Raw genomic sequence first — 24191 nt, 5'->3', positions numbered from 1 at the left:
GCCGCCAGAAGCGGCTGCCCGGCGTCCCGTGACGTCAACGGGTCACAGTACGGCGGTGTGGGGAAGTCGCACGAACGAATTTGCCACTCCACGCTCATTGCTCACACAAGGGCCCGTCCAATAGGCCAGAACCGGCCGCGAACGCACCCCTCGAACGGGCGCAGAAGGTACGCCCGAACCGAATACCGCGGGCTTTGTGACCCCTGGCCCAGGGGACAGGCCCCAACGAGCTCGTTAGGATCCGCCACGTGGCAGAAATGATCAACAACGAACCGACCCGCAATGACGGTCGCCGCGGCCGACCCACCCGGGACCAGGTCATCGGCCGCATCGCGGACCACTTTGCCGCCCGGCGACCAGGGCATCCGCTGCGGGTTGCGGTGGACGGCATCACCGCCGCCGGAAAGACCACCCTTGCCCGCGCCCTTGCCGCGGCGGTGGCCGACCGGGGCCGGCCGGCAGTCCACTTGTCGATGGACGGCTTCCATCACCCGCGCGCCCATCGTCACCGGCAAGGCCGTGACTCCGCGACCGGCTACTACCAGGACGCCTACGACTTCCCCGCGTTCGCACGATCCGTCCTCGTCCCGCTCGGCCCCGGCGGCGATCACCGCTACCGCAGCCGCATCATTGATCTGGCCAGCGACCAAGCCATCGACGAACCGCCGGTCACCGCCCCCGCCGACGCGGTCCTCGTGGTGGACGGCAGCTTTCTGCAGCGCCACGAACTGGCCGGCCTGTGGGATGAGGTCGTCTTCGCCGACACCAGCTTTCCCGTTGCCCGCCAACGCGGCACCCGCCGCGACACCAAGCTGTTCGGCAGCAGCGCACAGGCGGAGCACGCCTTCGACAATCGCTACCACGCCGCCTGCCGGCGCTACCTGGCCGAGGTCGACCCGGCCACGCACGCGACCATCGTTGTCGGCAACGACGACGTCGAGCACCCTGTGCTGCGGCGGATCGGCGGCGAGCACACCGGCACGGGCGGGACGTCCTGACTTGAGCAACGGACCGACCAGGTGCGGGGGTTCCTCGGGTCGGTGACCGGTATCCGGGGGCCGGCGCCCGGCGCCCAAGAGCGGGCGATGCGGGCGGTCGTGACGAAGGTGGTCACCGGGTGCGATCGGCCACCGGATAAGGGACGAAGGTGCTGCTGTTCTCGTCGATCGCGAGCGGGCGGCCCAGCGGCGGCACGGCGCGCTGGGGGCAGTCGAGGCGTTCGCAGATGCGGCAGCCCATGCCGATCGGGATGGCGGCGGAGGCGTTGTCGAGGTCGAGGCCGTCGGAGTAGACCAGGCGGGAGGCGTGCCGGATCTCGCAGCCGAGGCCGATGGCGAAGGTCTTGCCGGGTTCGCCCCAGCCGCCCCGGTGGCGGGTGACGGCGCGGGCGGTCCACAGGTAGCGCTGCCCGTCGGGCATCGCCGCGATCTGGACGTGGATGCGTCCGGGGGCGGCGAAGGCCTCGTAGACGTTCCACAGGGGGCAGGTGCCGCCGGCCCGGGAGAAGTGGAAGCCCGTGGCGGACTGACGTTTGGACATGTTGCCGGCGCGGTCGACGCGGACGAAGGAGAACGGGACGCCGCGCAGACGGGGGCGCTGGAGGGTGCTGAGGCGGTGGCAGACGGTTTCGTAGCCGAGCCCGAAGTGGTCGGTGAGGCGCTCGATGTCGTACCGCACGTTCTCGGCGGCCGTGTGGAAGGCGCGGTACGGCAGGATCAGCGCGGCCGCGTAGTAGTTGGCGATGCCGATGCGGGTGAGTGCGTGCGTGGCCGACCCGGTGGGGAAGTCCTCCGCGGCCAGCAGGTCCAGTTCGTCGCCGTACTCGAGCAGGGCGAGCTGCGTGGCCATGCGGAACGCCTGCTGGCCCGGCCGGAGACGGCTCGAGAGCTGAAGGGTGCGTGACGCTTCGTCGAAGTGGTGGAGGCGTTCGGTGGCCTCGGTCGTCACCCGGACATCGTGTGTCTCGCCGAGCCGGTCCGAAAGCACCCTCAGGACGTCTCCCGGCCGGATGCCGATGCGGCGGGCCAGGTCCTCGGCGGCGAGATCGGTGTCGTGCAGGTAATTCTGGCGGCGGTAGAAGAACTCCCGGATCTCCTCGTGCGGCGAGCGGGGAGCGACGGGCTCGCCGTCCCGGTCGTCGGCCGCCCCGGCGATCCGTTCGGCGAGGACTTGGCCGCGTCGGCCCAGGTCCAGCAGCACCTTCGCGACGGCCGGCATGCGGGAGGCGAGTTCCGAGAGATCCGACGGTGAGACCCTCGCCTCGGCGACCTCACCCGCCAGCGCCTCGCGCAGGTCGGCCACGAGTCTGCTGGTGTCGCGTGCCGAGAAGAAGCCGGGGTCGACACCGAAGGCTTCGGTGAGCCTGAGCAGCACGGGCACGGTGAGCGGGCGGGAGTCGTGCTCCATCTGATTGAGGTAGCTGGGCGAGATGCCCAGCATCCGGGCCAACTCGGCCTGGCTCATCCGTCGTTCCTCGCGCAGACGCCGCAGCCGGGCTCCCGCGTACGTTTTGCTCACCGCGCTCCTCCCCCATCGGATCACCTGTCGGTCCGGCCGTGGGCGCGGCCGTCGACGCGGGGCCCAGCGTACGTGGCATTTCCTCTCCGCGACCCTTCGCAACCTTGGCAAATTGGCCGGAGAAGATTCGCAGAACTTGGCACTCGTCCACGATTGATGGCACTCGGTGTCAGTGTCAGAGTTCCAGTGCGGCCCGCCGGTTCCTGGCGGCCGAGGCGGCTCACCGGGCGCGATTCACGGCCCTGACGTCGGAGATCCCGGCATTTTCCGCCCGGCAACCAGGCAGCATTGCTCAGCATCGCCCTCGACGGGACGGCGGGCCGCACCCCAGTGACGACACACGGTGCCAGTCATCTTCAGGGCCGGAGCGCCGGCCGAGGAGACATTGGCAGATCACACGATTCTTGGAGACGGTGAAGGTCATGGCAGAGGCGAAGGCGACAGCGGCCGAGCAGCTCGCGCAGCGGTGGGCCACCGATCCCCGCTGGAAGGGGATCGAGCGCACCTACAGCGCCGAGGACGTGGTCCGGCTGTCGGGCAGCGTCCGGGAGGAGCACACCCTGGCCCGGCGCGGCGCCGAGCGGCTGTGGCGGCAGCTGCACGAGCAGGATTACCTCCATGCTCTCGGTGCGCTGACGGGTGGTCAGGCGGTCCAGCAGGTCAAGGCCGGTCTCCAGGCCATCTACCTGTCCGGATGGCAGGTCGCCGCCGACGCCAACCAGGCCGGCCACACCTACCCCGACCAGAGCCTGTACCCCGCCAACTCCGTGCCGCAGGTGGTGCGTCGGATCAACAACGCGCTGCTGCGCGCCGACCAGATCGCCACCGCGGAGGGCGGCACGGACACGACGGACTGGCTGGCGCCGATCGTCGCCGACGCCGAGGCCGGGTTCGGCGGTCCGCTCAACGCCTTCGAGCTGACCAAGGCGATGATCGCGGCCGGTGCGGCCGGCATCCACTACGAGGACCAGCTCGCGTCTGAGAAGAAGTGCGGCCACCTCGGCGGCAAGGTCCTCGTCCCCACGGGGCAGCACATCCGCACCCTCAACGCCGCCCGCCTCGCCGCGGATATCGCCGATGTGCCGACGCTGATCGTGGCCCGTACGGACGCGCTGGCCGCGAACCTTCTGACCAGCGACATCGACGAGCGCGACGCCGAGTTCGTCACGGGCGAGCGGACCGCCGAGGGCTTCTACCGGGTGCGGAACGGCATGGCGCCGGTGATCGCCCGCGGTCTGGCCTACGCCCCGTACGCCGACCTCATCTGGGTGGAGACGGGTACGCCGGACCTGGCGCAGGCCCGCGAGTTCGCCGAGGCGATCCACGCGGAGCACCCGGACCAGATGCTGGCCTACAACTGCTCGCCGTCCTTCAACTGGAAGGCCGCTCTGGACGACGACCAGATCGCCAAGTTCCAGCGTGAACTGGCCGCGATGGGCTACCGCTTCCAGTTCATCACGCTGGCCGGATTCCACTCCCTCAACCACGGCATGTTCGACCTGGCCCGCGGCTACGCCGAGCACGGCATGACCGCCTATGTCGACCTCCAGGAGAAGGAGTTCGCCGCACAGGCGCAGGGCTTCACCGCCGTCCGGCATCAGCGCGAGGTCGGCACCGGCTACTTCGACCAGGTCTCCACCGCCCTCAACCCGCACTCCTCGACGACTGCGCTGAGCGGCTCCACCGAGGAAGAGCAGTTCCACTAGGACGCCCACCGGCGCCCGCGTACCCCGTCGGCCCGTGATCCAGCGGGGCCGGACGACCGTCTCCGTCCGGCCCCGCTCCTTCCTTCCTTCATCAGGAGACCCGCATGTCCACCAGCGCACTGACGCACCGCGTCCAGGTCCTCGCGGCAACGGGGCACCGCCATGAGGAGATCCTCACTCCGCAGGCACTGGACTTCGTCGGCCACCTCGCCGGCGCCTTCGCACAGCGCCGCCAGGAGCTCTTGAAGGAGCGCACGCGGCGGGCGTCGCGGCTCGCCTCCGGATCCCCGCTCGCTTTCCCCCTCGCCACGACATCCGTCCGCGCGGACCCGTCCTGGCGCGTCGCGCCGCCCGCGCCCGGGCTGACCGACCGCCGGGTGGAGATCACCGGCCCTCCGGAACGCCGCATGGCCGTCAATGCCCTCAACTCGGGGGCGAAGGTCTGGATGGCCGACTTCGAGGACGCCACCGCCCCCACCTGGGACAACATCGTCGACGGCCAGCTCACGCTGCTCGACGCCATCGAGCGCCGCATCGACTTCACCGCCCCTGAGGGCAAGGCCTACCGCCTGGGCGACCGGGTCGCCACCATCGTCGTGCGCCCCCGCGGCTGGCATCTCCTCGAAGAGCACCTGGAGTTCGACGGCCGGCCCGTGCCCGCCTCGCTCGTCGATTTCGGCCTGTACTTCTTCCACTGCGCGCAGCGCCAGATCGACGCCGGAAGCGGTCCGTACTTCTACCTGCCCAAGCTGGAGAACCGGTACGAGGCACGGCTGTGGAACGACGTCTTCGTCCTCGCCCAGGATCTCCTCGGTATCCCCCGCGGCACCGTCCGTGCCACCGTCCTCATCGAGACGATCACCGCGGCCGTGGAGATGGAGGAGATCCTCCACGAGCTGCGCGAGCACAGTTCCGGGCTCAACGCGGGCCGGTGGGACTACCTGTTCAGCCTGATCAAGACGTTCGGACACCGTACCGACTTCCTGCTGCCGGACCGCGCGAAGGTCACGATGACGGCTCCCTTCCTGCGGGCGTACACCGAACTGCTGGTGCGTACGTGCCACAAGCGGGGCGCCCACGCGATCGGGGGCATGGCCGCGCAGGTGCCCAGTAGGGACGCGGACGCCAACGAGGCCGCTCTGGCCAAGGTCCGGCTGGACAAGGAGCGCGAGGCGGAGGACGGCTTCGACGGCTGCTGGGTCGCCCACCCCGGCCTCGTCCCCGTCTGCCGCACGGCCTTCGACGACGTTCTGGGCGACCGGCCGCACCAGATCGAGCGCACCCGTGACGATGTCGAGGTGACCGCGGCGGACCTGCTGTCGGTGCGCCGCATCAGCGGACCGCCCACCCGGGAGGGCGTGCGCACCAACATCACTGTCGCCCTGCGCTACTTCGACGCCTGGCTGCGCGGCAGCGGGGCGGTCGCCCTGCACGGCCTGATGGAGGACGCGGCAACCGCCGAGATCGCCCGGGTGCAGATCTGGCAGTGGCTGCGGCACCGCGTCATCGACCGGCAAACGGTGCTGCGTCTCCTCGACGACGAGTGCGCCGCCCTGGGAGCGGAATACCCCTGGGCCCGGGTCGAAGAGGTCCGCGCGCTCTTCGAACGGACCGCCATGGCAACGGAGTTGCCGCCGTTCTTCACCCCGGATGCCTACTCCCGTCACCTCGTCCGGCACACGGAGGCACGGTCATGAACCAGAACATCCGCCGCGTCGGCGTGGTGGGCGGCGGCCAGATGGGGGCCGGTATCGCCGAGGTGTGCGCCCGCGCCGGGCTCGACACCGTCGTCTGCGAGGCGGACGAGGTCGCCGCCCGTGCCGCCCGTGAACGGGTGGCCGTCTCCCTGGAACGCGCCGTCCAGCGGGGGAAGCTGGACCGGATCTCGGTGGAGGACGCGCTCACCCGGATGGTCTTCACGGGCAGCCTCGACGACCTCGCCGACCGGCAGCTCGTCGTCGAGGCCGTGGTCGAGAACACCGAGGCGAAGACGGCGGTCTTCACCGCGCTGGACAAGATCGTCGAGGACCCGGAAGCGATCCTGGCCACCAATACCTCCGCCATCCCCGTCATGCGCCTGGGCATGGCGACCCGGCGCGCCGACCAGGTCCTCGGCCTGCACTTCTTCAATCCCGTGCCGGTACTGCCCCTCGTGGAGGTCGTCACTTCCCTCCACACCGCGCCACGCGTCACCGCGGCGGCCGAGGAGTTCGTGACCACGGCGCTGGGCAAGACCGTGGTCCGCTCCCAGGATCGCGCCGGCTTCGTCGTCAACGCCCTGCTCATCCCCTACCTGCTGTCGGCCATCCGGATGGCCGAGTCCGGCTTCGCCTCCGCGGCCGACGTGGACGCCGGGATGGAACTGGGCTGCGCGCACCCGATGGGCCCGCTGAAGCTGGCCGACCTGATCGGCCTCGACACGGTCGCCTCCATCGCCGCATCGCTGTACGACGAGTTCAAGGAACCCCTCTACGCGCCGCCTCCGCTGCTTCTGCGGATGGTCGAGGCGGGGCTGCTCGGCCGCAAGGCGGGCCGTGGGTTCCACACGTACGACCGGGGCTGAGGGACCCGGGTCAGGTCGGGGCTGAGGGGCCCCGGCTGCCGTGGAGGGAGGTGCGGGGCGGCGTGAACCACCGCCCCGCACCTCTTCCGGCTGTCATGCATCCTCCGCGCGTGTCTCATGTCACCGTCCGCAATGCGGTCATTGCTTGTGCGGCCCGCGGATTGTCCCTCTAGGGTGACGAATGCAGCTGGTTCGCCCTGTCCGCCAGGCAGGAGCGTCGTAAGAGGGAACCCGGTGGGAATCCGGGACTGCCCCGCAGCGGTGAGTGGGAACGACCGCCGTCATACGCACTGGGCCCGGACGGGTCTGGGAAGCGACGGCCAGTAGGTGTCTCGTACGCGTACGAGACGGGCCCGCGAGTCCGAAGACCTGCCCGTTGCCCGCACGCGACCGATCGTGTGCGGCCATCCCGGTGACCTCGTGGGCGGGTCGGCGTACGTATCGAGCGGGCACACGCGAAGACACCGCGTCGTGGTCCGCCCGGTCGGTCGTTCCTTCGCGCTCTCGTCCCGTCTCCGGGACCACAAGGAGACATCTCGCGAAGGAGAGTTCCGTGACAGCGAAGTCCGCAGCCGCGGCGGCACGGGCCACCGTGTACGGCTACCCCCGCCAGGGACAGAACCGTGAACTGAAGAAGGCCGTCGAGGGGTACTGGAAGGGCCGCATCAGCGCCGACGCCCTCCGGCAGACCGCGGCGGACCTTCGCCGGTCGAACTGGCAGCAGCTGGCAGACGCCGGCATCCACGAAGTGCCGTCCGGTGATTTCTCGTACTACGACCACGTCCTGGACACCAGCGTCATGGTCGGCGCCGTCCCCGAGCGGCACCGCGCCGCGGTCCACGCCGACGCCCTGGACGGCTACTTCGCGATGGCGCGGGGCAACCAGGAAGTGGCCCCGCTGGAGATGACGAAGTGGTTCGACACCAACTACCACTACCTGGTTCCCGAGCTCGGCCCGGACACCGCCTTCACCGCTGACTCCACCAAGCAGGTCGCGGAAGTGACGGAGGCCCTCGCGCTCGGGCACGCGGCGCGCCCCGTGCTCCTCGGACCGGTCACCTACCTGCTGCTGGCCAAGTCCGCTCCGGGCGTGGCCGCGGACTTCGAGCCGCTGACCCTGCTGGACCGGCTCCTTCCGGTGTACGCCGAGGTGCTCGCCGACCTGCGGGCGGCGGGTGCCGAGTGGGTGCAGCTCGACGAGCCCGCGCTGGTCCAGGACCGCACGCCGGCCGAACTGAGCTCCGCCGCCCGCGCCTACCGTGAACTCGGCTGCGCCACCGACCGGCCCAAGCTCCTGGTGGCCTCCTACTTCGGCCGGCTCGGCGACGCGCTGTCCGTCCTGGCCAAGGCGCCGGTGGAGGGTCTGGCCATCGACTTCACCGAGTCGGGCGCCGCCAACCTCGAGGACCTCGCCGCGGCCGGCGGGATGCCCGGCAAGCGGCTGGTCGCGGGCGTCGTCAACGGCCGCAACATCTGGATCAACGACTACGGGAAGTCGCTGGCCACCCTGGGCACCCTCCTCGGCCTCGCCGACCGGGTCGATGTCTCGGCCTCCTGCTCCCTGCTGCACGTCCCGCTGGACGCCACCGTCGAAGGCGATATCGATCCGGGGATCGCCCGCTGGCTCGCCTTCGCCCGCCAGAAGACGCGGGAGATCGCCGTCCTGGCGCGCGGCCTGGCACGGGGCACCGAAGCCATCTCCGGCGAACTCGCCGCGAACCGCGCCGACCTCGCCTCCCGGGCCGGGTCCGCGCTGACCCACGACCCCGCGGTGCGGGCCCGCACCGCGGCCGTCACCGACGCCGACGGGCGCCGCTCGCAGTCGTATGCCGAACGGACCGCCGCCCAGCGCGCGCACCTCGGGCTGCCGCCGCTGCCCACGACGACGATCGGTTCCTTCCCGCAGACCACCGAGTTGCGCACGGCGCGGGCCGATCTGCGGGCCGGGCGGATCGACACGGCCGGCTACGAGGACCGGATCAAGGACGAGATCCGCGAGGTCCTCGCCTTCCAGGAGAAGGCCGGGATCGATGTCCTGGTGCACGGTGAGCCCGAACGCAACGACATGGTCCAGTACTTCGCCGAGCAGCTCACCGGCTACCTCGCCACCCAGCACGGCTGGGTCCAGTCGTACGGCACCCGCTACGTCCGGCCACCGGTCCTCGCCGGGGACATCTCGCGCTCCGACCCGATGACGGTCCGCTGGACCGCGTACGCACAGTCGCTCACCGAGCGGCCCGTCAAGGGCATGCTTACCGGCCCGGTGACCATGCTCGCCTGGTCCTTCGTCCGCGACGACCAGCCGCTGGCCGACACCGCCCGCCAGGTGGCGCTCGCCCTGCGCGACGAGGTCAACGACCTCGAAGCGGCCGGGACTTCGGTGATCCAGGTGGACGAGCCCGCGCTGCGCGAGACGCTGCCGCTGCGCGCCGCCGACCACGCCGCCTACCTGGACTGGGCGACCGAGGCGTTCCGCCTCACCAGCAGCGGCGTTCGGCCGGACACCCAGATCCACACCCACATGTGCTACGCGGAATTCGGTGACATCGTCCAGGCGATCGACGACCTCGACGCCGACGTCATCAGCCTGGAGGCCGCCCGCTCCCATATGCAGGTCGCCCGCGAACTGGCCCAGCACGGCTATCCCCGTGAGGCCGGCCCCGGCGTCTACGACATCCACTCCCCGCGCGTCCCCAGTGCCGCAGAGGCGGCAGCCCTTCTGCGCAAGGGACTTCAGGCCATCCCGGCCGAGCGACTGTGGGTCAATCCCGACTGCGGCCTGAAGACCCGTGGCTGGCCGGAGACCCGGGCCTCCCTGGAGAACCTCGTCACCGCCGCCCGCGAGATCCGCACCGAACTGGCCGCCGAAGGCTCCTGACCGCTCCCTGGCATCCGGGCCGGGCAGGCCGGGCCGGACTGCGAGCGGTCCGGCCCGGGTGCCCGGATGCCGTACGGGCAGGTCGGCGTCCGGTGCTACGGCAGAACGGACCGCACCGACTCCGGTGACCGGCCCAGCACTGTCGTGCCGTCGTCGGCGGTGATGATCGGCCGTTGGATCAGCGTGGGGTGGGCGGTCAGCGTCTCGAGCCACCGGGTGCGGTCCCCCGCTTCGCGCGGCCAGTCCGCCAGGCCCAGCTCGGCGGCGACCGGCTCGCCGAGGCGCGTGATGTCCCACGGCTCCAGGGCCAGGCGCCGCAGTACCGCGTCGAGCTCGTCCACGGTCGGCGGCTCTTCCAGGTAGTACCGCACCGTGTACTGCGCCTCTTCCGCGTCGAGCAGCGACAGCGCGGACTGGCACTTGGAGCAGGCGGGATTGATCCAGATTTCCATGACGTCGATGTCTTTCGGTTCTGTCCGGCGGGGCAGCGCCCCGCGGGGTGTGGTCAGGTGAGGCCGGCGAGGGCCAGGAATTCGCTGCGTGAGCGGGCGTCGTTGCGCAGGGTGCCCAGGAGGGTGGAGGTGAGGGTGCTGGAGCCGGTTGCCTGTACGCCGCGCAGCGTCATGCAGGAGTGCTCGGCCTCGATGACGACGCCCACGCCCTTGGGCTCGAGTTGGGTCTCCAGCCAGTCGGCGACCTGTTTGGTGAGGCGTTCCTGGACTTGCGGACGGCAGGCGAAGTGCTCGACGACGCGGGCGAGTTTCGACAGGCCGAGGATGCGTCGGCCGGGCAGGTAGCCGACGTGGGCGGTGCCGACGAACGGCAGCAGATGGTGTTCGCACACCGAGCGCACGGGGATGCTGCGGGCCAGTACGAGCTCGTCGTAGCCCTCGTCGTTGGGGAAGGTGGTCAGGTCGAACGGGCGGGGGCTGAACAGCTCGGCGTAGGCGCGGGCCATGCGCCCCGGCGTTCCGCGCAGGCTCTCGGTCTCGGTGCTGATGCCGAGTGCCTGGAGGAACTGTCCGGCGGCGCGTTCGGCGGCGGCCAGGTCGATGCCGTCGGTTTCGTGGACGACGCGCAGTGCGGGATGCGCGGGGACCGGTATCTCAGGCTCACCGGGCGCCAGGTGCAGCGCGGTGTGGGGATGCTGGGTCATGTCAGCTGCCACCGATCCCGAGCGCGGTGAGCAGGACCAGGACCACGGTGACGACGGCGAAGAGGCCGTGCCCGGCGACCACCGGTACGGGGAAGTGCCGCTCGGCGGGTCCGGACTCCGCTCCCGGGGCGGCCGCGGCGGAACGGGCCCGGTGGACCGGGAGCCAACGCGCCAGCATCGCGAAGCCGAGCAGGGCGACGGGCACCAGCAGGCCGAAGGCGGTCCAGGCCAGGACGTCCTTGTCGGCGATCAGGTAGCTGATCCAGACGACCAGGCCGACCGCGGCGAGTGCGAAGTGCCCGAAGATGACGGGGACGGGCAGGCGGCTGTTGCCGGCCTTGGCTCCTCCGCGGGAGAGCCAGGTGCCGAGCATGTAGAAGCCGCCGAGAGCGGTGATCACCCAGGTGATCAGTGCGGCGATGTCCATGAGGACTCCTCGTTGTGAAGGCAGAACCCGCCGCGGCCACCTCTGTATGTGGCCGCGCCGGTGGAGGTGATCAGCCGGTGGAGCGCGGCGTGCGGTGGGCGGGGACGAAGCCCTCGGCCTGGGTGCTCTCGTCGGCGACCCGTACGCCGTAGCGGTAGGCGAGCTTTCCGCCCAGGTATCCCGAGACGCCCAGGGCCGCGAGGCTCACGGCGTTCAGCGCGAGCATTCCGCCTCCCACGCCGGTATCGGTCCGGTGGCCGGCGTGCCGCCACAGGAAATTGGCGGCGTAGGCGGCGGTCACCAGCAGGTTCAGCGTCATGTGGACGAGGCCGATGCGGAACGCCCGGGTCCCCGGCGGGATGGCGAACAGGTCCAGGAAGCCGACCAGGGCCGCGGCCAGAGCGCCGATCACCCCGAGGGCGATCAGCCACATCGCCCCGCGGACCAGGAATTCCGGATCACGTACGAGATGCGAGGCGATGTCGAAGACCAGGCTGCCCACCCAGGCCCCGATGGGAACGGTGACCAGGATCGGGTGGAAGGGGTGCCCGTACGGTCCGGCCAGCGCAGCGCTCACCGGCCGCTTGGCCCGCTCGTGCGACGGATCCACCATGCCAACCACCTCCAGTTTCACCAACAAATCTTGGTCTTATTTGTGGGAGGCGTCAAGATACCCAGCTCCGCACCGCCTCGCACGCAGATTCGCTGGTTGCACCTATCGGTGTACGCGTTACTGTGAGGACGTGACCTCTGACGCAACGCCGCAGCCTCCCGCAGGTGACGCCGCGATCGAGTCCGTCAGCGTCCTCGGTGAGGACTCCCGGCGGCAGATGTTCGCGTTCATCCGGCGCCAGCGACGCCCCGTGACCCGCGACGAGGCAGCCGCCAGCGTGGGCATCTCACGCAAGCTCGCGGCCTTCCACCTCGACAAGCTCGTGGACGCCGGCCTGCTGCGCGCCCGGTACGAATCACCCGGCGGGATCCGGAAGGTCGGCCGTCAGCCCAAGGTCTACGAACCCACCGACAGCCATATCCACGTCAGCATCCCCGACCGCCGTCACGAACTGCTGGCCGACCTCCTGCTGGAGGCCGTCCTGACCGAGGACGACGGCGAATCCGCGACCCACGCCGCCCTGCGCACAGCCTGCCGACGTGGCCGGGAACTGGGCGAGAGCGAGCGGGAACAGACGCGTCCCGGCCGACTCGGCGCAGAACGTGGACTGAGCGTCTGCGAGCGGATGCTCGACCAGCACGGCTTCGAGCCGGTCCGCGAAACCCCCACCCAACTCCGGCTGCGCAACTGCCCGTTCCATCCCCTGGCAGCCAAGGCCCCCGAGCTGGTGTGCGGCATGAATCACGCCTTCATCGCCGGCTATCTGGAGGGCCTGGAGGTCAGCGGCGTAGCGGCGACGCTCGCCCCGCGCCCCGGTGAATGCTGCGTCCAGCTGGGGCCCACCAAGGGGTGATGCGCGGCCGGCGCCGACGCGGCGTCCATTGACCGGAGCATTCCCATGATGACCAAACGCATGACGTACCGCAGCCCTTCGACTACGGGGAATTCGACAGCACGAGACGCCGGCACCGTCACGACGCAATGGTCCGCCTCCGACTGGGGACTTCTGCTGATCCGGCTGACATTCGGACTGCTGATGGCCGGGCACGGCGCTCAGAAACTGTTCGGGATTTTCGGGGGCAACGGCCTGACGGAGACCGGGAAGGGGTTCGCGGCCCTCGGCTACCAGCCCGGAAAACTCTTCGCCCTGATCGGCGGGCTGTCCGAACTCCTCGGCGGCCTCGGCCTGGCCCTCGGGCTGCTCACTCCGCTCGCGGCCGCCGCCCTCATCGGCGTCATGATCAACGCCATGGCCACCGTCACCGGCGCCCACGGCCTCTGGGCGACGGACGGCGGGGTCGAGTACAGCGTCTGCATCGCCGTGGTCGCGCTGGCCGTCGCCGCCATCGGCCCCGGGCGGCTGGCCGTGGACCGGTTCTTCCGTTGGGGTACGGGCGGCTGGCCCGAGGCCGCCTTCGCCCTCGGCCTGGGCGGCATCGCCGCCGCCATCACCCTGAGTCTCTGAACCTTTTCCTCTTACTCACCTCGCGGAGTACCACCTGGTGCGGGCCGAGGAATTCTTCGATTACGCCCCGATCAGGAACCGGCCGTCCCGCAGACCGGCGGAGATCACGTTCTGGACGACCTCGTTCTGGAGCGTTACTTCCGGAAGATAAGGCGGAATGAATCCGGAGCGGATCCATACATAAAAGCTGTCGCTGTGCATGTGGAACGGTCGGCTTCTCAGCCGTCGAGGCCAGCCTCTCCGCAATGGTGGACTTTCCGGATCCGGGCGGCCCACCGAGCAGCACGAGACCGCCGAATTGCGAAGTGCCGTCCGCGTGCGGATATCTGGGTGCGGCCGGTAACGGGTCCCGGCAGGATGAGGCCATGAACCGGTCCCTCGAGGTGCCTGAACTCGCCGCTCCGGGCGGCATCACGCTGCGGCCGTGGCGGCTCTCGGACCTCGGGCTTGTCCGTGAAGCGTCGGAGGACGCGTACATCCCCCTGATCACGACGGTGCCCTGCCCCTTCACCGAGCCCGCAGGTGTCGCGTTCGTCGAGCGCCAGTGGCGCCGGGCGACCTCGGGAACCGGGTATCCGTTCGTCATCGTGGAGTGCGGCGGGCGACCGGTCGGCAACGTGGGGCTGTGGGTGAAGGACCTGAGCCAGGGGCGTGCGTCGCTGGGATACTGGGTCGTCGAGTCGGCGCGGGGACAGGGCGCCGCCGCGGCCGCGCTGGCCTCGGTCGCCAAGTGGGCCCTGCTGGAGCTGCGTATTCCCCGGCTCGAACTGTACGTGGAGCCATGGAACTCGGCTTCTGTGCGCACTGCGGAGCGTTCCGGGTTCCAGCGCGAAGGACTACTGCGGCGGTGGCAACAAGTGGGGGCCGAGCGGCGGGACATGTTCATGTATGCGCGGCGGAACGGCGAGCCGTAACCGCCCGCCACAACAAGAGGGACGCCGCAGAGCCGGAGTCTGCGGCGTCCCGTGGGCGGCCGGTGAGGTGACGTCGGGCCTCACCGGCCGGCGGATCTCTTAGTGGTGGTGGCCCCAGTGGCCGTGGCGACCCCAGGACTGGGAGTCAACGATGCGGCGGTGGTCGTTGCGCAGGGTGGCGGTGTCGGAGTCGTTGTCCCAGATGTAGACGCGGCGGTCCTGGTAGAGGTCCCTCCGGCCGTCGCGGCCGACGCCGGTGTGGACGCGGATCTGCGAGTGGCCCGCCAGCCGGACATTGCCGAAGCGGTAGCTGTGGCCAGTCTTGTCGGACAGGGTCCACCCCTTGAGGGTCGCCGGCCAGCGGCCGGTGTTCTTCACCACGACCCACTCGGCGTTCAGGCTCCGGTTGGAGCGGTCATCGCGCCCGGGGCTGTCGTACTGGATCGGCCCGAGGACGACCGCGGAGCGCACGTGGTGGTGGGCCGGGGTGTGGTGGCCGGCCGCGGTGGCGGGCAGGGCGGCGGTGCAGGCAAGCGCCGCGGCCCCCGCTACAGCGACAGCGATACGCGAAGTGTGACGGAACACGAAATCCCCTCCTGGGCAGCGCACAAGAGCGCCGAAAAACCGGAAGCCCGGCCGGTTTGACCGGGCCCCCACACAGTGACGCCACTGCACCCTTTGCCGGAAGAAATCCGGCTTCGTGTTACAAAACACAGATATTTACGCAACCACCTCACGCCAGGCGCACACTCCCCGGCGCCCACCAGCACAAACGCAACACCTCCTACACGCATCCAGACGCCCCAAGGGGTTACCGGCGGTGTACGTCCGTGCGCCCCCGGCCAACTCAGTCCCTGCGCCTGCGCCAGGGACCCGTGTCGAGGGCTCACCTCATGCTGCGCACCGTGTCGCGCAGGCGACGGGCCTCGTCGATCCGCTTCTCGTAGGTGGCCCCGAGCAGCAGCAGGAGCAGCCCGGCCGCGGCCAACGGCGCCCAGCGAGGGAGGAGGCCGAGCACCTGGACCACGGCCGGGGCGAGTTCGTGCAGCCCGACCATCACGAGGACGCCGCTGCCGACGACCAGCGGTGCCTGCAGGCGGGTGCGTACCCCGACAACGGTGGCGAGCAGGGCCGCCGCACCCAGGAGTAGCGGGCGCACCCAGTTCTCGTCGCTCCATGTGGCGGCGAGGCTGGGGAGCATGGTCGCGCTCAGCCCCGCCCCGTAGGCGGGCCAGGAGCCCGTCCCCGGGGTGCTCGTACGGCGGCGGTGGCCGACGACCAGGGCGACCGCCGTGACCGGGAGCGTGTACGCCTCGGGGGCGGTGAAGCCCGCCAGGCCGAGGCGCACCCAGGAGGAGGCGATGAGCAGGGCGGTGCCGGCGAGTGCGGCGCGGCGGCGGTCCGGCCGCAGCGCGATGGCCAGGCCCGCGACCCCGGTGACGGCGAGGGCGAGGCTCAGCGCGCCGGGGTGAGGGGCCGTCAGGGCGAGGGCGGCTACGGCAAGGGCGTACCCCGTGCCTTCGACCGTCGTGGAAACCTGATCGCGCCCCGGGATCCGGTGCCAGGCCGCTGCGGCACAGGCGGCGGCGACGGCGACGGCGAGCACCGCGAACGCGGTGACGTGCCCGGGCAGGCCGGCCGTGATCCCGGCCGCGACCGCCTCGACACCCAGGGCGAGGACGGCGAAGGCCGCCGCGACACGCGCCGTCGCACGCGCGACGGGCCGGGCGGTCGGCGCCGACAGGACGTGGGCGAGTACGGCGGCCGCCGCGGCGAGGGTCCCCCACACCGCGAGCACGGCGGCCCGGTCGGCCGACGACCACAGCAGGGCGAGAGCACCGCCGGCGGCCAGCACCAGGAGCCGCGGTACGAGTGCGGCCCCCGGCCGGCGCACGACGTCCGCCGCTACGGCGAGGGTTGCCACGGCGGCGGCCGTCAGCACCCATCCGTACGGCAGCCCCAGTGCAACCGGCAGCAGGAGCAGCGCGGGGAAGGCGGCCAATGCCCGTGCGTTGTGCAGCGCGTTCGCCAGTCGGTCCGTGTGCCGGTCGTCGACGGCACGGGCCCGCAGCGCGGCCATGGCGGCCAGGGCAGCGGCGAACAACCAGAGCACGAGCAGCGGCGCGGGCGCGAGCTGCCAGTTCCAGTGCGACGGGGAACCATCGTGCCAGAGCGCCGCACCGTGGGCGACGGGCCGGATGAGGGCGTATGCGAGTTTCGGCAGCACCACAACACCGGCCAGCAACACGGCAGTTGAGGAGGCCACCAGCTCTCCCAGCGCGGCCGCGGCTTCGGGCGGCGGTGCCAGCGGCCCACCCGTCGCGGGCTTCGTCCACCGGCCGCTCCATGCACAGGCCGCCGCGGCCCCCACCGCGATGAGCGCCGCCGGTGCCGCGTATCCGGCCGCGGCCCACCCCGAGGGCATGACGTACCGCAAACCGGCACCGACGGCCACGATCAACGCCACGACGGCCGCGCCCTCGCCACCGGAGCGCAGCGCGAACGGCAGAGTGCGGAAGCCGCGGCACAGCGCCATGCCCAGCAGCACCAGCAGACCCAGCGGCATCCATGCCCGCATCACCTCGGCCGGCGACGGGGCGACCACCGCGTGCCCCACCGCGAGCGCCCCGCCCAGCAGGGCCCATCCGCCGCCGACCGCTCGCGCCCCGTTGACCAGGACGGTGGTGGCCCGGTCGCCGCCCAGCCGGTCGCGGAAACCGGTATGCCCGGCGGCGGCGCGTGTCGTGAGCACGTACAGCGCCGCGAAGTCCACCGCGGCCGTGGCAATCATCGCGGCCGCGTAGTCCACGGCCGTTCCGCCCAGGGCGGCGGTGCCCAGCAGGCCGGGCAGCCGCGCCATCAGGAACCCCACGGGCAGCGGGAGCCGGAGCCGCAGCCACCAGCCGTAAGCCGCCGCCCCCAGGGCCGTCAGCGCGGTGAGCACCGCCCAGTAGCCCGCCGTTCCGACGCCGTCCAGGCCGCCGAGTCCGGCCTCCCGGGCGGCGAAACCGTCCAGCAGCACCAGGGCGAGTCCCACCGCGGCCGACGCCTCGGCGGTGGCCGTGAGCTTCCGCCGCCGCAACGGGCGGGGCAGTGCGAGCGCGCACGCGGTCACCGCGAGCAGTACGGCGGCCCGCCCGCCGATACCCAGCCGTCCCCAGCTCACCACGGTGAACACCAGCGCGGCCACCACTACCAGCACTCCGCCGACGATCAGCAGCGCGGTCCGGGCGGACAGCGCGGAGACCTCCCGCCCCGAGCCGCCCGCCGCACCGCTGCCTCCGCCGACGGGAGCGAACACCGGCACGCCCTCGGAGGCGGCCGCCGGCATCCCCGTGGGGGCGTCCCGGCGTGCCCGCAGCCCGGCCAGCAACTCGGCGTGCCGCTGCGCGAGCCACTGCCGGCGTGCCTCCAGCCCGCTCAACTCCACCGTGACCTGCCACAACTCGAGGGCATCCGGCCCGGTGAGGGGCAGTCGGCAATGAGTGCACCGAGCGGGCGGAGGCGTCCCCGGGGGCGTTCCGCAGTCCGGGCACCTTGGCGATTCCATGTGCATGGCGCGAGTATGCGCAGCCCTGCCGGCCACCGGCTTGAGTACCCGTACTCAATGTGGTCGTGGTGCCCGAGGCCGATCCCTCCTCGCCACTCGGGAAGGCGTCGGCCTCGGGACCCCGTACGCGGCCGCACCGACAGATTCGGCAGGCGCGGGGCAGACACGGGGCAGACACCTGAAGGCCGACCGGGCTCAGGGGACCTCAGCGGTCCAGGCGGGCTCGGCCGGCCCCTCGACTCCGGCTAGTTCCTGGGGTGGGTCAGTTCTTTCCTGAGGTGGGTCAGTTCTTGACGGGGACGACGGACATCAGTCCGCTGAAGTACGTGACCGGTACGGTGTCGGTCTTGTTGGTGGTCGTTCCGCTGCTGGTCGAGGACGTCTCGGATGAGGTGAGGCCCGCGCCGAAGGAAATGACCTTGTCGAAGCTGGCGTTGATCTGCCCCGACACCGCCTTCTCCAGGCCCTGCTGCCGGATCTGCTGTTCGCTCAGCGTCACCGAAGTGAACTTGGTCTCCCGCTGGATCGAGAAGACGTAACTGCGCTGCGTGGGATCCAGACCGGCGAGCGTCAGCTTGCCGACCAGATGCGTGGTGATCAGGATGCCGGGGGGCGTGCCGGTGGTGGCCGGATTGCCCGCCATGGCGGAGGAGTAGATCGAGGGGTAGGTCACCCAGTGGGTGGACGAGCCGTCGACCACGATGTCCACGGGTTTGTTCGGGGCGACCTTGCCGTTGAGGATGACGCTGGGCGCCGCGGGCACCACATTGTCCTGGCTGAGCACGGGCTTGCCGTCCTGGAAGATCGCGATGGCGAACCGGCCGCGCTCCCAGTCCGCCTCGCTGGGGCCGAAACTGACCGGCGCGAAGCTGAACACGAACGACCTGTTGTCCGAGCCGATCGGTACGGGCGGCCGGGGAGTGGGGCGGGGCGCCGGAGCGGGCGGTTTCGGCGTGCCGGAGCCGCCGTCGCCGGAGCCGGTTTGCGTGCCCGGCCCGGTGGTACCCGGGGTGCCGCCCGGGTGGGGGTCCGTTCCTCCTGTCCCGCCGGTTCCACCTGTTCCCGGCGGCGTGGTGCCTCCGGTTCCGGTGCCGCCGCCCGGTGTGCCGCCGCCGGACGGCGCGCCCGGGCCGGTTCCCGTGCCGGGAGTGCCCGTTCCCGTACCACCGCCCGTGCCGGTGCCCGGTGTCGAGCCGGTGCCGGGGGTACCGGGCGTGCCGGGGTTCTTGCCCGCGAGGCCGGCCGCGTTGCTCGCGAGCGAGGTCAGCAGCGCGGCGATCTCCTTCTGCATCGACATATCGCGGAAGATGTCGCCCTTGCCGAGGAGTTGCAGGGCCGCCGCCAAGCCCACGGGGTCGGGGGCCTGCGGTGGCTGGACGATGGTCACCGCCGAGGCGGGCAGTCCCGAGGGCGTCGTGGAGACGACCACCTCCCGGCTGGCCGTGGAGACCGGAGCGATGCCCGGGGCGCTGTCCGGATCGGGCGACTTCTGCCAGTCCCAGAACCGGGTGTTGTCGATGACCTCCGCGGAATTGCAGTGGCCGAGTTTGGCCTCGGCGAAGACCCCGCGGGTCGGCAGGCTGATCAGCTGCTCGCTGCGGGCGGGATCCACCTCGGGAAGGCGCACCTGTCCCTCGCCCGAGTCGTCGAACAGCGCCGGGTCGAGCGGGAAGGCCGTGGAATCCCCGAGCACTTCCAGGGCACGGTTCTCGACGGCCTGGAACAGCGGGCGCGTCGTGCCACCGACGGTGAGGCTGCTGCCCGCCAGCTCCGTCCACCGGGCGTTGGGGTCCTCACCGAGCCGGATCAGCCGGTAGTAGTGCTCGCGGTTTTGCACCAGGTGTCGGCGCAACCGGATGCGCAGCAGGTTCTCCTCGTCGCTGAGCCGCTGGAACGGGGTCGGCGCGGGCGCGGGCTCCGGCGCCTGACGGACCGCCAGCGACCAGGTCGTGGACGGCTTCTGGAACAGCTTGCCGCTGGGCTCGTCGACCAGGAGGTGCGTGTTGCCCGCGGAGTCCACGGCCGTGACGACCAGATGCTCCACGGCGACGTCGTCGTTCCGTCCGTCGGTGTGGGGCGGGGTCAAGGTCACCGAAATCGTGCGCAGATCCCGCCAGTTGACGCGCTCGTCGGGCCTGGGCACACCGGCTAGGTCGACCATGGCGTGGGTGTGCTGGAAGTCACCGGGATTCTGCAGATGGGTCGGGTCGGGGTCCCAGTCGCTGTGCTGCGGACGGACCAGATTCGTGACTTTCTGTCCGCCGTCCGGAGCTCGCTGGCTCAGGGTGACCGTCGTCGGCACCCGGTCCTGGAAGCTGGACAGGTCACCGATGGTGAAGCGGAACTGGAAGAGGATGAACTCGACGCTGCCCGGGTCCGGCGGCACCGGTACCTCGGGCTGGAGTTCCTGCCAGGCCGCGTACTTCTCCACCGCGTCGAACCCACCGGCCAGCTGGGGATCGAGCAGCCCGGCCTGCAGAAGGCGGCGGTAGCGGACGATGACCAGCTCGTCGTCGAGGTTGGGGGACGTGGCGGGCAGCAGGACCGCGGGACGCACCGTGCCGCGCTCGACGAGCACCCGGAAGTGCCGCAGCACCTCGTAGTAGAGCAGGGTCATCGCATGCGCGTGATTGTGGTTGCGTACGGTCCGGGTCTGCGCGGTGGAGTTCTCCGATTGCCGGGACTGCACGACGACCGTGCTGCGCATATCGCGTACGGAGGTGGAGTGCTGGCGGATCTGGTCGTGCAGGTTCTGCACGGTGTCCGCCGAGACGCTGCGGTCGCCGGTCGTCGTGGCGTAGCCGCCGCCGATCGCGGCGGATCCGCCGAACATGCCCATCGACGCCGCCCCCGCCGCGCCGGTCATCACCGAGCCGCCGCGCTGCCACTCGTTGACGGCGCCCTTGACCACCTCGTCGACCGTCCGGTCGCGGGTGAGGGCGTGCTCCAGGTCGTCCGTGAGCGCGATGTCCTCCAGCCGGCTGTCCGTCGAGGTGCGCGACCAGTCCACGACCGCGAGCTGCACCTGCTCGCCCGGTGCCAGTGGGAGGCTGTAGGTGACCTGGCCGAGCCCGTGTCCCACGGGGATCCAGGTGACGTCGTAGCTGATGACGAGGGCGATCGGCACCGGAAAGCCGTAGGAGCCGTCGGAGGTGCCGCCGTCCCCGGCCGGTGCCGCGTACTGCGCGCCGTAGTCCAGGCTCGCCAGCAGATCCGGCACGGGCACGATCTGGTGCACCTGGTACTGCTGGGTCGCCACATTGGAGGGCAGCAGCGTCTCGCAGCCGTCCTGCCCGATGAGTTCGGCCGGTACGTACGCGAAGGAGGCCGGCGAGAGATACCAGTCGAGGAGCGAGGGCGACTGCATCGCGGGGAAGCCGGTGGCGGAGCCGGTGAAGACGCCGCCGCGGTCCACGCCGAGCCGCAGGACCAGTACCTGCGCCCGTTCGTCGGCCTCGGCCAGGACGTCCACGGCGCTCTGCAGCGGACCGCCGAGGTACAGCCACATATGGGCGAGCCGGACCTCGGCGGTGGAGCCGTCGGGCCGCTCGGCCAATTGCAGGGCCTGCCGCCACAGCGGCGCCAGGTCCCACGAGAGGTACCCGGCGTGGTCACTGCCGAGCAGCCCCAGCGGGATACGGACCGTGCTCCCGGCGGGGGCAGCGATTCCCACCTCACCGCCGGAGCCCTCCTCGGTGACGGTCAGCTGGGCTTCGAGGAAGGCCGGCGCCCCGGAGACGGGGCCGCCGGTCCTGTTGTCGGAGAGAAAAACGCAGCAGCGGGCTGGGCTGCTGGTGTCGTCGGTCGGCAGTGCGGTGTTCCCGTCCATGGTTCCCCCCATCGACTTTCGCCTGCGCAAAGGAGCCGTAACGGCGGGCGGTCAGGCGACGAGAGGAAAGTAGCGCAGGCAGGCTCGATCAATTGTCGAACTTCTTGTGGAACATTTGGAGAGAGCATGCAGGTCATGACCGGCCCGCGACCATGCCGTTCGGTGTGAGGTGCTGGAGATACCCGGTCTGACGGAGCCGAGCGGCTCAGCCCCTGGGAAGACACCTGCGGCTACGGTGAGTTGACGGAAGATTGACCACTTCGCGGGAGTGTGCTGACGCGGGCGAACCATATGGTCGGGCGCATGCCCCCACATACCCCCAGGGCTCCGGCGCTCCCTGTTCTCCCCTACCGCAAACCCACACCCGGCCGGGACTACTGGGTTCTGGACGATGTACTGCCCGACGCCGATGCCGTACGGGCCCGCTGTCTCGCCAAGGACGACTGGGTCGAAGGCTATCCGCACAAGCCCGAGAGCTGGCCCGGCCTGCGCACGATGCCCGGACTCGAACCGGCCGAACTGGCCCGGGTCGAAAGGCTGGTCATGACAGCCACCGGCGCGCGCCGACTGTGGCAGGAAACCGCCCCTAGCGGCGGCACCCTCAACCACAACTGCATCCAGGTCGTGGGCGAGGACGAGTGCGAGCCGCGACCACACACCGACTCACGGTCGCTGTGCCGCTACGCCGCCGTCCTCTATCTCAACCCCAACGTGCCCAAGGACTGTGGAACCGGCTTCTACCGCCAGAGCCTGCCGGGCGGCCGTCTCGGCGGAAACATGGTGACCGCGCCGCACAACAACCTGGTCGACGCGCTCGGCACGCGCTTCGTCCCGCCCGGCTCGTTCACCGAGGACATACGGGTATCCCACCGCTACAACCGGCTGCTGCTCTACACCGCCAACATGATCCACAGCGCCACCGGCTACTGGGGCAGGTCCCTGGAGGACAAGCGGATGACAGCCGTCTTCTTCTGGATGGCATAACGCCATGCGGTTCAGCCGGTGGGGACGGCTTCGTGGCCGTGCTCGTGCTCGCAGGCCTCGTCGATGCCATACGTCTCCCAGGACGGAAAGGGGTCGTCCAGCCCGACGGCGGTCTCGCCGTCCTGTAGGAGGCAGGCGGTGAGCCGTTCGGCCAGGGCCTCGCCGCGCAGGGCGGTGCCGATGAAGACCAGCTCCTGCGCCTGCTGTTCGCCGCTGCGGACGCCGGCCGGCTCGAAGCGTGCGACGGCGCCGGCCTGGGACCACAGCCCGGTGACGGCGGGCCGGGTCGCGAGCCGGAAGAAGCCCTTGGAGCGCAAGACGCCGCCGTACGTCCCGCTGTCCAGATCCTCGGCGACGAAGCGCCACAACCGCCCCGGGTGGAAAGGTCGTTGGGCGCGAAAGACGACACTGGAGATCCCGTACTCCTCGGTCTCCGGGACGTGGTCTCCGTTGAGTTCGGCGACCCAGCCCGGGGCCTGCTGGGCCTTCTCCACATCGAACCGGCCGGTGCCGAGGATCTCCACCGGGTCCACCTGCCCATGGCGGATGGGCACGATACGGGCCGCGGGGTTGAGGCGGGCCAGGGTGGCCCGCAGCCGGCCGGCCGCGTCCTCGCCGACGAGGTCGAGCTTGTTGAGCACGATCACGTCGGCGAATTCGACCTGGTCCATCAGCAGGTCGCTGACCGTGCGTTCGTCGTCCTCGTACGCGTCGAGGCCGCGCTCCGTCAGCTCGTCGCCGCGCGCCAGCTCGGGGAGGAAGTTGGCGGCGTCGACGACGGTCACCATGGTGTCCAGGTCCGCGACGTCCGCGAGCATCGCCCCGTCATCGCGCGCGAAGGAGAACGTGGCGGCCACCGGCATGGGCTCGGAGATCCCGCTGGACTCGATGAGCAGGTAGTCGAACCGGCCCGCGCGGGCGAGCCGGTCCACCTCCTCCAGCAGGTCGTCCCGCAGCGTGCAGCAGATGCACCCGTTGGTCATCTCCACCAGCCGCTCCTCGGTGCGCGACAGCGCCGCTCCGCCGTCGCGCACCAGCGCCGCATCGATATTGACCTCGCTCATGTCGTTCACGATCACCGCCACGCGAAGCCCCGCGCGGTTGTGGAGGACGTAATTGAGCAATGTGGTCTTGCCCGCACCGAGGAATCCGGAGAGCACCGTGACGGGCAGACGGCGGTCGGGGGCAGCGGGCGCGGCGGGGGCGGGCACGGGCGGTTCCTGTTCGTACGGGATCGACTCGACTGAGGGACTGAGGGACTGCGGCGTGGGACTGCGGTGGGCACCTGTCAGTTCGCGGGAAGCGGCAGCAGCCCACGCTCATAGGCGCGCATCAGGCGACGCGGCACCTGGTACTCGACGCCGTCGACGTGGATCGGGACGAGGTCGGGGGTGCTCGCCTTCCACTGGGCGCGGCGGTGGCGGGTGTTGCTGCGGGACATCTTGCGCTTGGGCACGGCCATGGAAGGAGCCTCCTGAGGAATGAGTACAGACCCGGAAGCTACACGAAAACGAAAGTCATATGCAAAAACCCTGAGCCGTCGGGCGGGCCGGGGCGCGGCGGTCCGTGCACGCACCCCAGCCCTCACA

Annotated in this window: 19 protein-coding genes and 1 riboswitch; of the genes, 9 read left to right on the top strand and 10 right to left on the bottom strand. The window is 70.8% G+C overall.

Going from position 1 to position 24191, the window contains the following annotated elements; all coding sequences use genetic code 11:
• Positions 1-248 precede the first annotated feature (248 nt).
• Complete coding sequence (locus ACIRPT_RS35390) at positions 249-998, top strand: uridylate kinase (protein WP_403834915.1); 750 nt, start codon at positions 249-251, stop codon at positions 996-998.
• A 112-nt stretch (positions 999-1110) separates the two neighbouring features.
• Here the strand turns inward: ACIRPT_RS35390 and ACIRPT_RS35385 are convergent, their stop codons facing one another.
• Positions 1111-2517, bottom strand: a complete 1407-nt coding sequence (locus ACIRPT_RS35385; RefSeq protein ID WP_403834912.1) for a short-chain fatty acyl-CoA regulator family protein — start codon at positions 2515-2517, stop codon at positions 1111-1113.
• Positions 2518-2939: 422 nt separating this feature from the next.
• Here ACIRPT_RS35385 and aceA point away from each other — a divergent pair, with 422 nt between their 5' ends.
• From aceA to metE, 4 genes are all read left to right on the top strand, one after another.
• Positions 2940-4223, top strand: a complete 1284-nt coding sequence (aceA, locus tag ACIRPT_RS35380) for an isocitrate lyase (RefSeq protein WP_403834909.1) — start codon at positions 2940-2942, stop codon at positions 4221-4223.
• Between the two features lie 104 nt (positions 4224-4327).
• Positions 4328-5920, top strand: coding sequence for a malate synthase A (aceB, locus tag ACIRPT_RS35375; protein WP_403834907.1), 1593 nt, complete (start codon positions 4328-4330; stop codon positions 5918-5920).
• The gene (locus ACIRPT_RS35370; protein ID WP_403834905.1) at positions 5917-6786 is read left to right on the top strand and encodes a 3-hydroxybutyryl-CoA dehydrogenase; all 870 of its coding nucleotides are present in this window, start codon (positions 5917-5919) and stop codon (positions 6784-6786) included. Before aceB ends, ACIRPT_RS35370 begins: the two co-directional genes overlap by 4 nt.
• A gap of 171 nt (positions 6787-6957) precedes the next feature.
• A riboswitch (cobalamin riboswitch) is annotated at positions 6958-7178 on the top strand.
• A gap of 161 nt (positions 7179-7339) precedes the next feature.
• The gene (gene metE / locus ACIRPT_RS35365; protein ID WP_403834902.1) at positions 7340-9664 is read left to right on the top strand and encodes a 5-methyltetrahydropteroyltriglutamate--homocysteine S-methyltransferase; all 2325 of its coding nucleotides are present in this window, start codon (positions 7340-7342) and stop codon (positions 9662-9664) included.
• Between the two features lie 95 nt (positions 9665-9759).
• On the opposite strand, the gene ACIRPT_RS35360 is transcribed toward metE, so the two are convergent.
• The 4 genes from ACIRPT_RS35360 to ACIRPT_RS35345 all read right to left on the bottom strand — a co-directional run bounded on the left by ACIRPT_RS35360 (position 9760) and on the right by ACIRPT_RS35345 (position 11860).
• On the bottom strand, positions 9760-10116 hold the full coding sequence (locus tag ACIRPT_RS35360; protein WP_403834900.1) for an ArsC/Spx/MgsR family protein: 357 nt from the start codon (positions 10114-10116) through the stop codon (positions 9760-9762).
• Positions 10117-10169: 53 nt separating this feature from the next.
• Positions 10170-10820, bottom strand: coding sequence for a GTP cyclohydrolase I FolE (gene folE, locus ACIRPT_RS35355; protein WP_403502565.1), 651 nt, complete (start codon positions 10818-10820; stop codon positions 10170-10172).
• A 1-nt stretch (position 10821) separates the two neighbouring features.
• Positions 10822-11247 carry a hypothetical protein gene (locus tag ACIRPT_RS35350; RefSeq protein ID WP_403834897.1) on the bottom strand — a complete coding sequence of 142 codons (426 nt, stop codon included), beginning with the start codon at positions 11245-11247 and terminating at the stop codon, positions 10822-10824.
• A 70-nt stretch (positions 11248-11317) separates the two neighbouring features.
• Complete coding sequence (locus ACIRPT_RS35345) at positions 11318-11860, bottom strand: DUF2231 domain-containing protein (RefSeq protein ID WP_403834894.1); 543 nt, start codon at positions 11858-11860, stop codon at positions 11318-11320.
• Between the two features lie 130 nt (positions 11861-11990).
• Here ACIRPT_RS35345 and ACIRPT_RS35340 point away from each other — a divergent pair, with 130 nt between their 5' ends.
• From ACIRPT_RS35340 to ACIRPT_RS35330, 3 genes are all read left to right on the top strand, one after another.
• The gene (locus tag ACIRPT_RS35340; RefSeq protein ID WP_403502574.1) at positions 11991-12713 is read left to right on the top strand and encodes a helix-turn-helix transcriptional regulator; all 723 of its coding nucleotides are present in this window, start codon (positions 11991-11993) and stop codon (positions 12711-12713) included.
• Between the two features lie 45 nt (positions 12714-12758).
• Positions 12759-13325 (top strand): DoxX family protein, encoded by a 567-nt coding sequence (locus tag ACIRPT_RS35335; protein ID WP_403834891.1) that lies wholly within the window; start codon positions 12759-12761, stop codon positions 13323-13325.
• A gap of 365 nt (positions 13326-13690) precedes the next feature.
• Positions 13691-14239 (top strand): GNAT family N-acetyltransferase, encoded by a 549-nt coding sequence (locus ACIRPT_RS35330; protein ID WP_403834888.1) that lies wholly within the window; start codon positions 13691-13693, stop codon positions 14237-14239.
• A 99-nt stretch (positions 14240-14338) separates the two neighbouring features.
• Here the strand turns inward: ACIRPT_RS35330 and ACIRPT_RS35325 are convergent, their stop codons facing one another.
• The 3 genes from ACIRPT_RS35325 to ACIRPT_RS35315 form a co-directional block, all read right to left on the bottom strand.
• Positions 14339-14824, bottom strand: coding sequence for a lamin tail domain-containing protein (locus ACIRPT_RS35325; RefSeq protein ID WP_403834886.1), 486 nt, complete (start codon positions 14822-14824; stop codon positions 14339-14341).
• A gap of 301 nt (positions 14825-15125) precedes the next feature.
• Positions 15126-17684, bottom strand: a complete 2559-nt coding sequence (locus tag ACIRPT_RS35320) for an SCO7613 C-terminal domain-containing membrane protein (RefSeq protein WP_403834883.1) — start codon at positions 17682-17684, stop codon at positions 15126-15128.
• A 388-nt stretch (positions 17685-18072) separates the two neighbouring features.
• A complete protein-coding gene (locus ACIRPT_RS35315; protein WP_403502585.1) occupies positions 18073-21618 on the bottom strand; it encodes a hypothetical protein in 3546 nt (1181 codons plus the stop codon).
• A gap of 303 nt (positions 21619-21921) precedes the next feature.
• Between ACIRPT_RS35315 and ACIRPT_RS35310 the strand changes: the two genes are divergently transcribed.
• Entirely contained in the window at positions 21922-22602 is a 681-nt protein-coding gene (locus ACIRPT_RS35310) for a DUF6445 family protein (protein ID WP_403834880.1), read from the top strand.
• An 11-nt stretch (positions 22603-22613) separates the two neighbouring features.
• Here the strand turns inward: ACIRPT_RS35310 and ACIRPT_RS35305 are convergent, their stop codons facing one another.
• Both ACIRPT_RS35305 and rpmF read right to left on the bottom strand, forming a co-directional pair.
• A complete protein-coding gene (locus ACIRPT_RS35305; protein ID WP_403834878.1) occupies positions 22614-23813 on the bottom strand; it encodes a GTP-binding protein in 1200 nt (399 codons plus the stop codon).
• Between the two features lie 77 nt (positions 23814-23890).
• Entirely contained in the window at positions 23891-24064 is a 174-nt protein-coding gene (rpmF, locus tag ACIRPT_RS35300) for a 50S ribosomal protein L32 (RefSeq protein ID WP_403834875.1), read from the bottom strand.
• Positions 24065-24191: the final 127 nt, after the last annotated feature.

The organism is Streptomyces sp. NPDC101227 (assembly GCF_044767545.1).
GTDB lineage: Bacteria > Actinomycetota > Actinomycetes > Streptomycetales > Streptomycetaceae > Streptomyces.
This window is presented reverse-complemented; position numbering and strand designations above follow the sequence as displayed.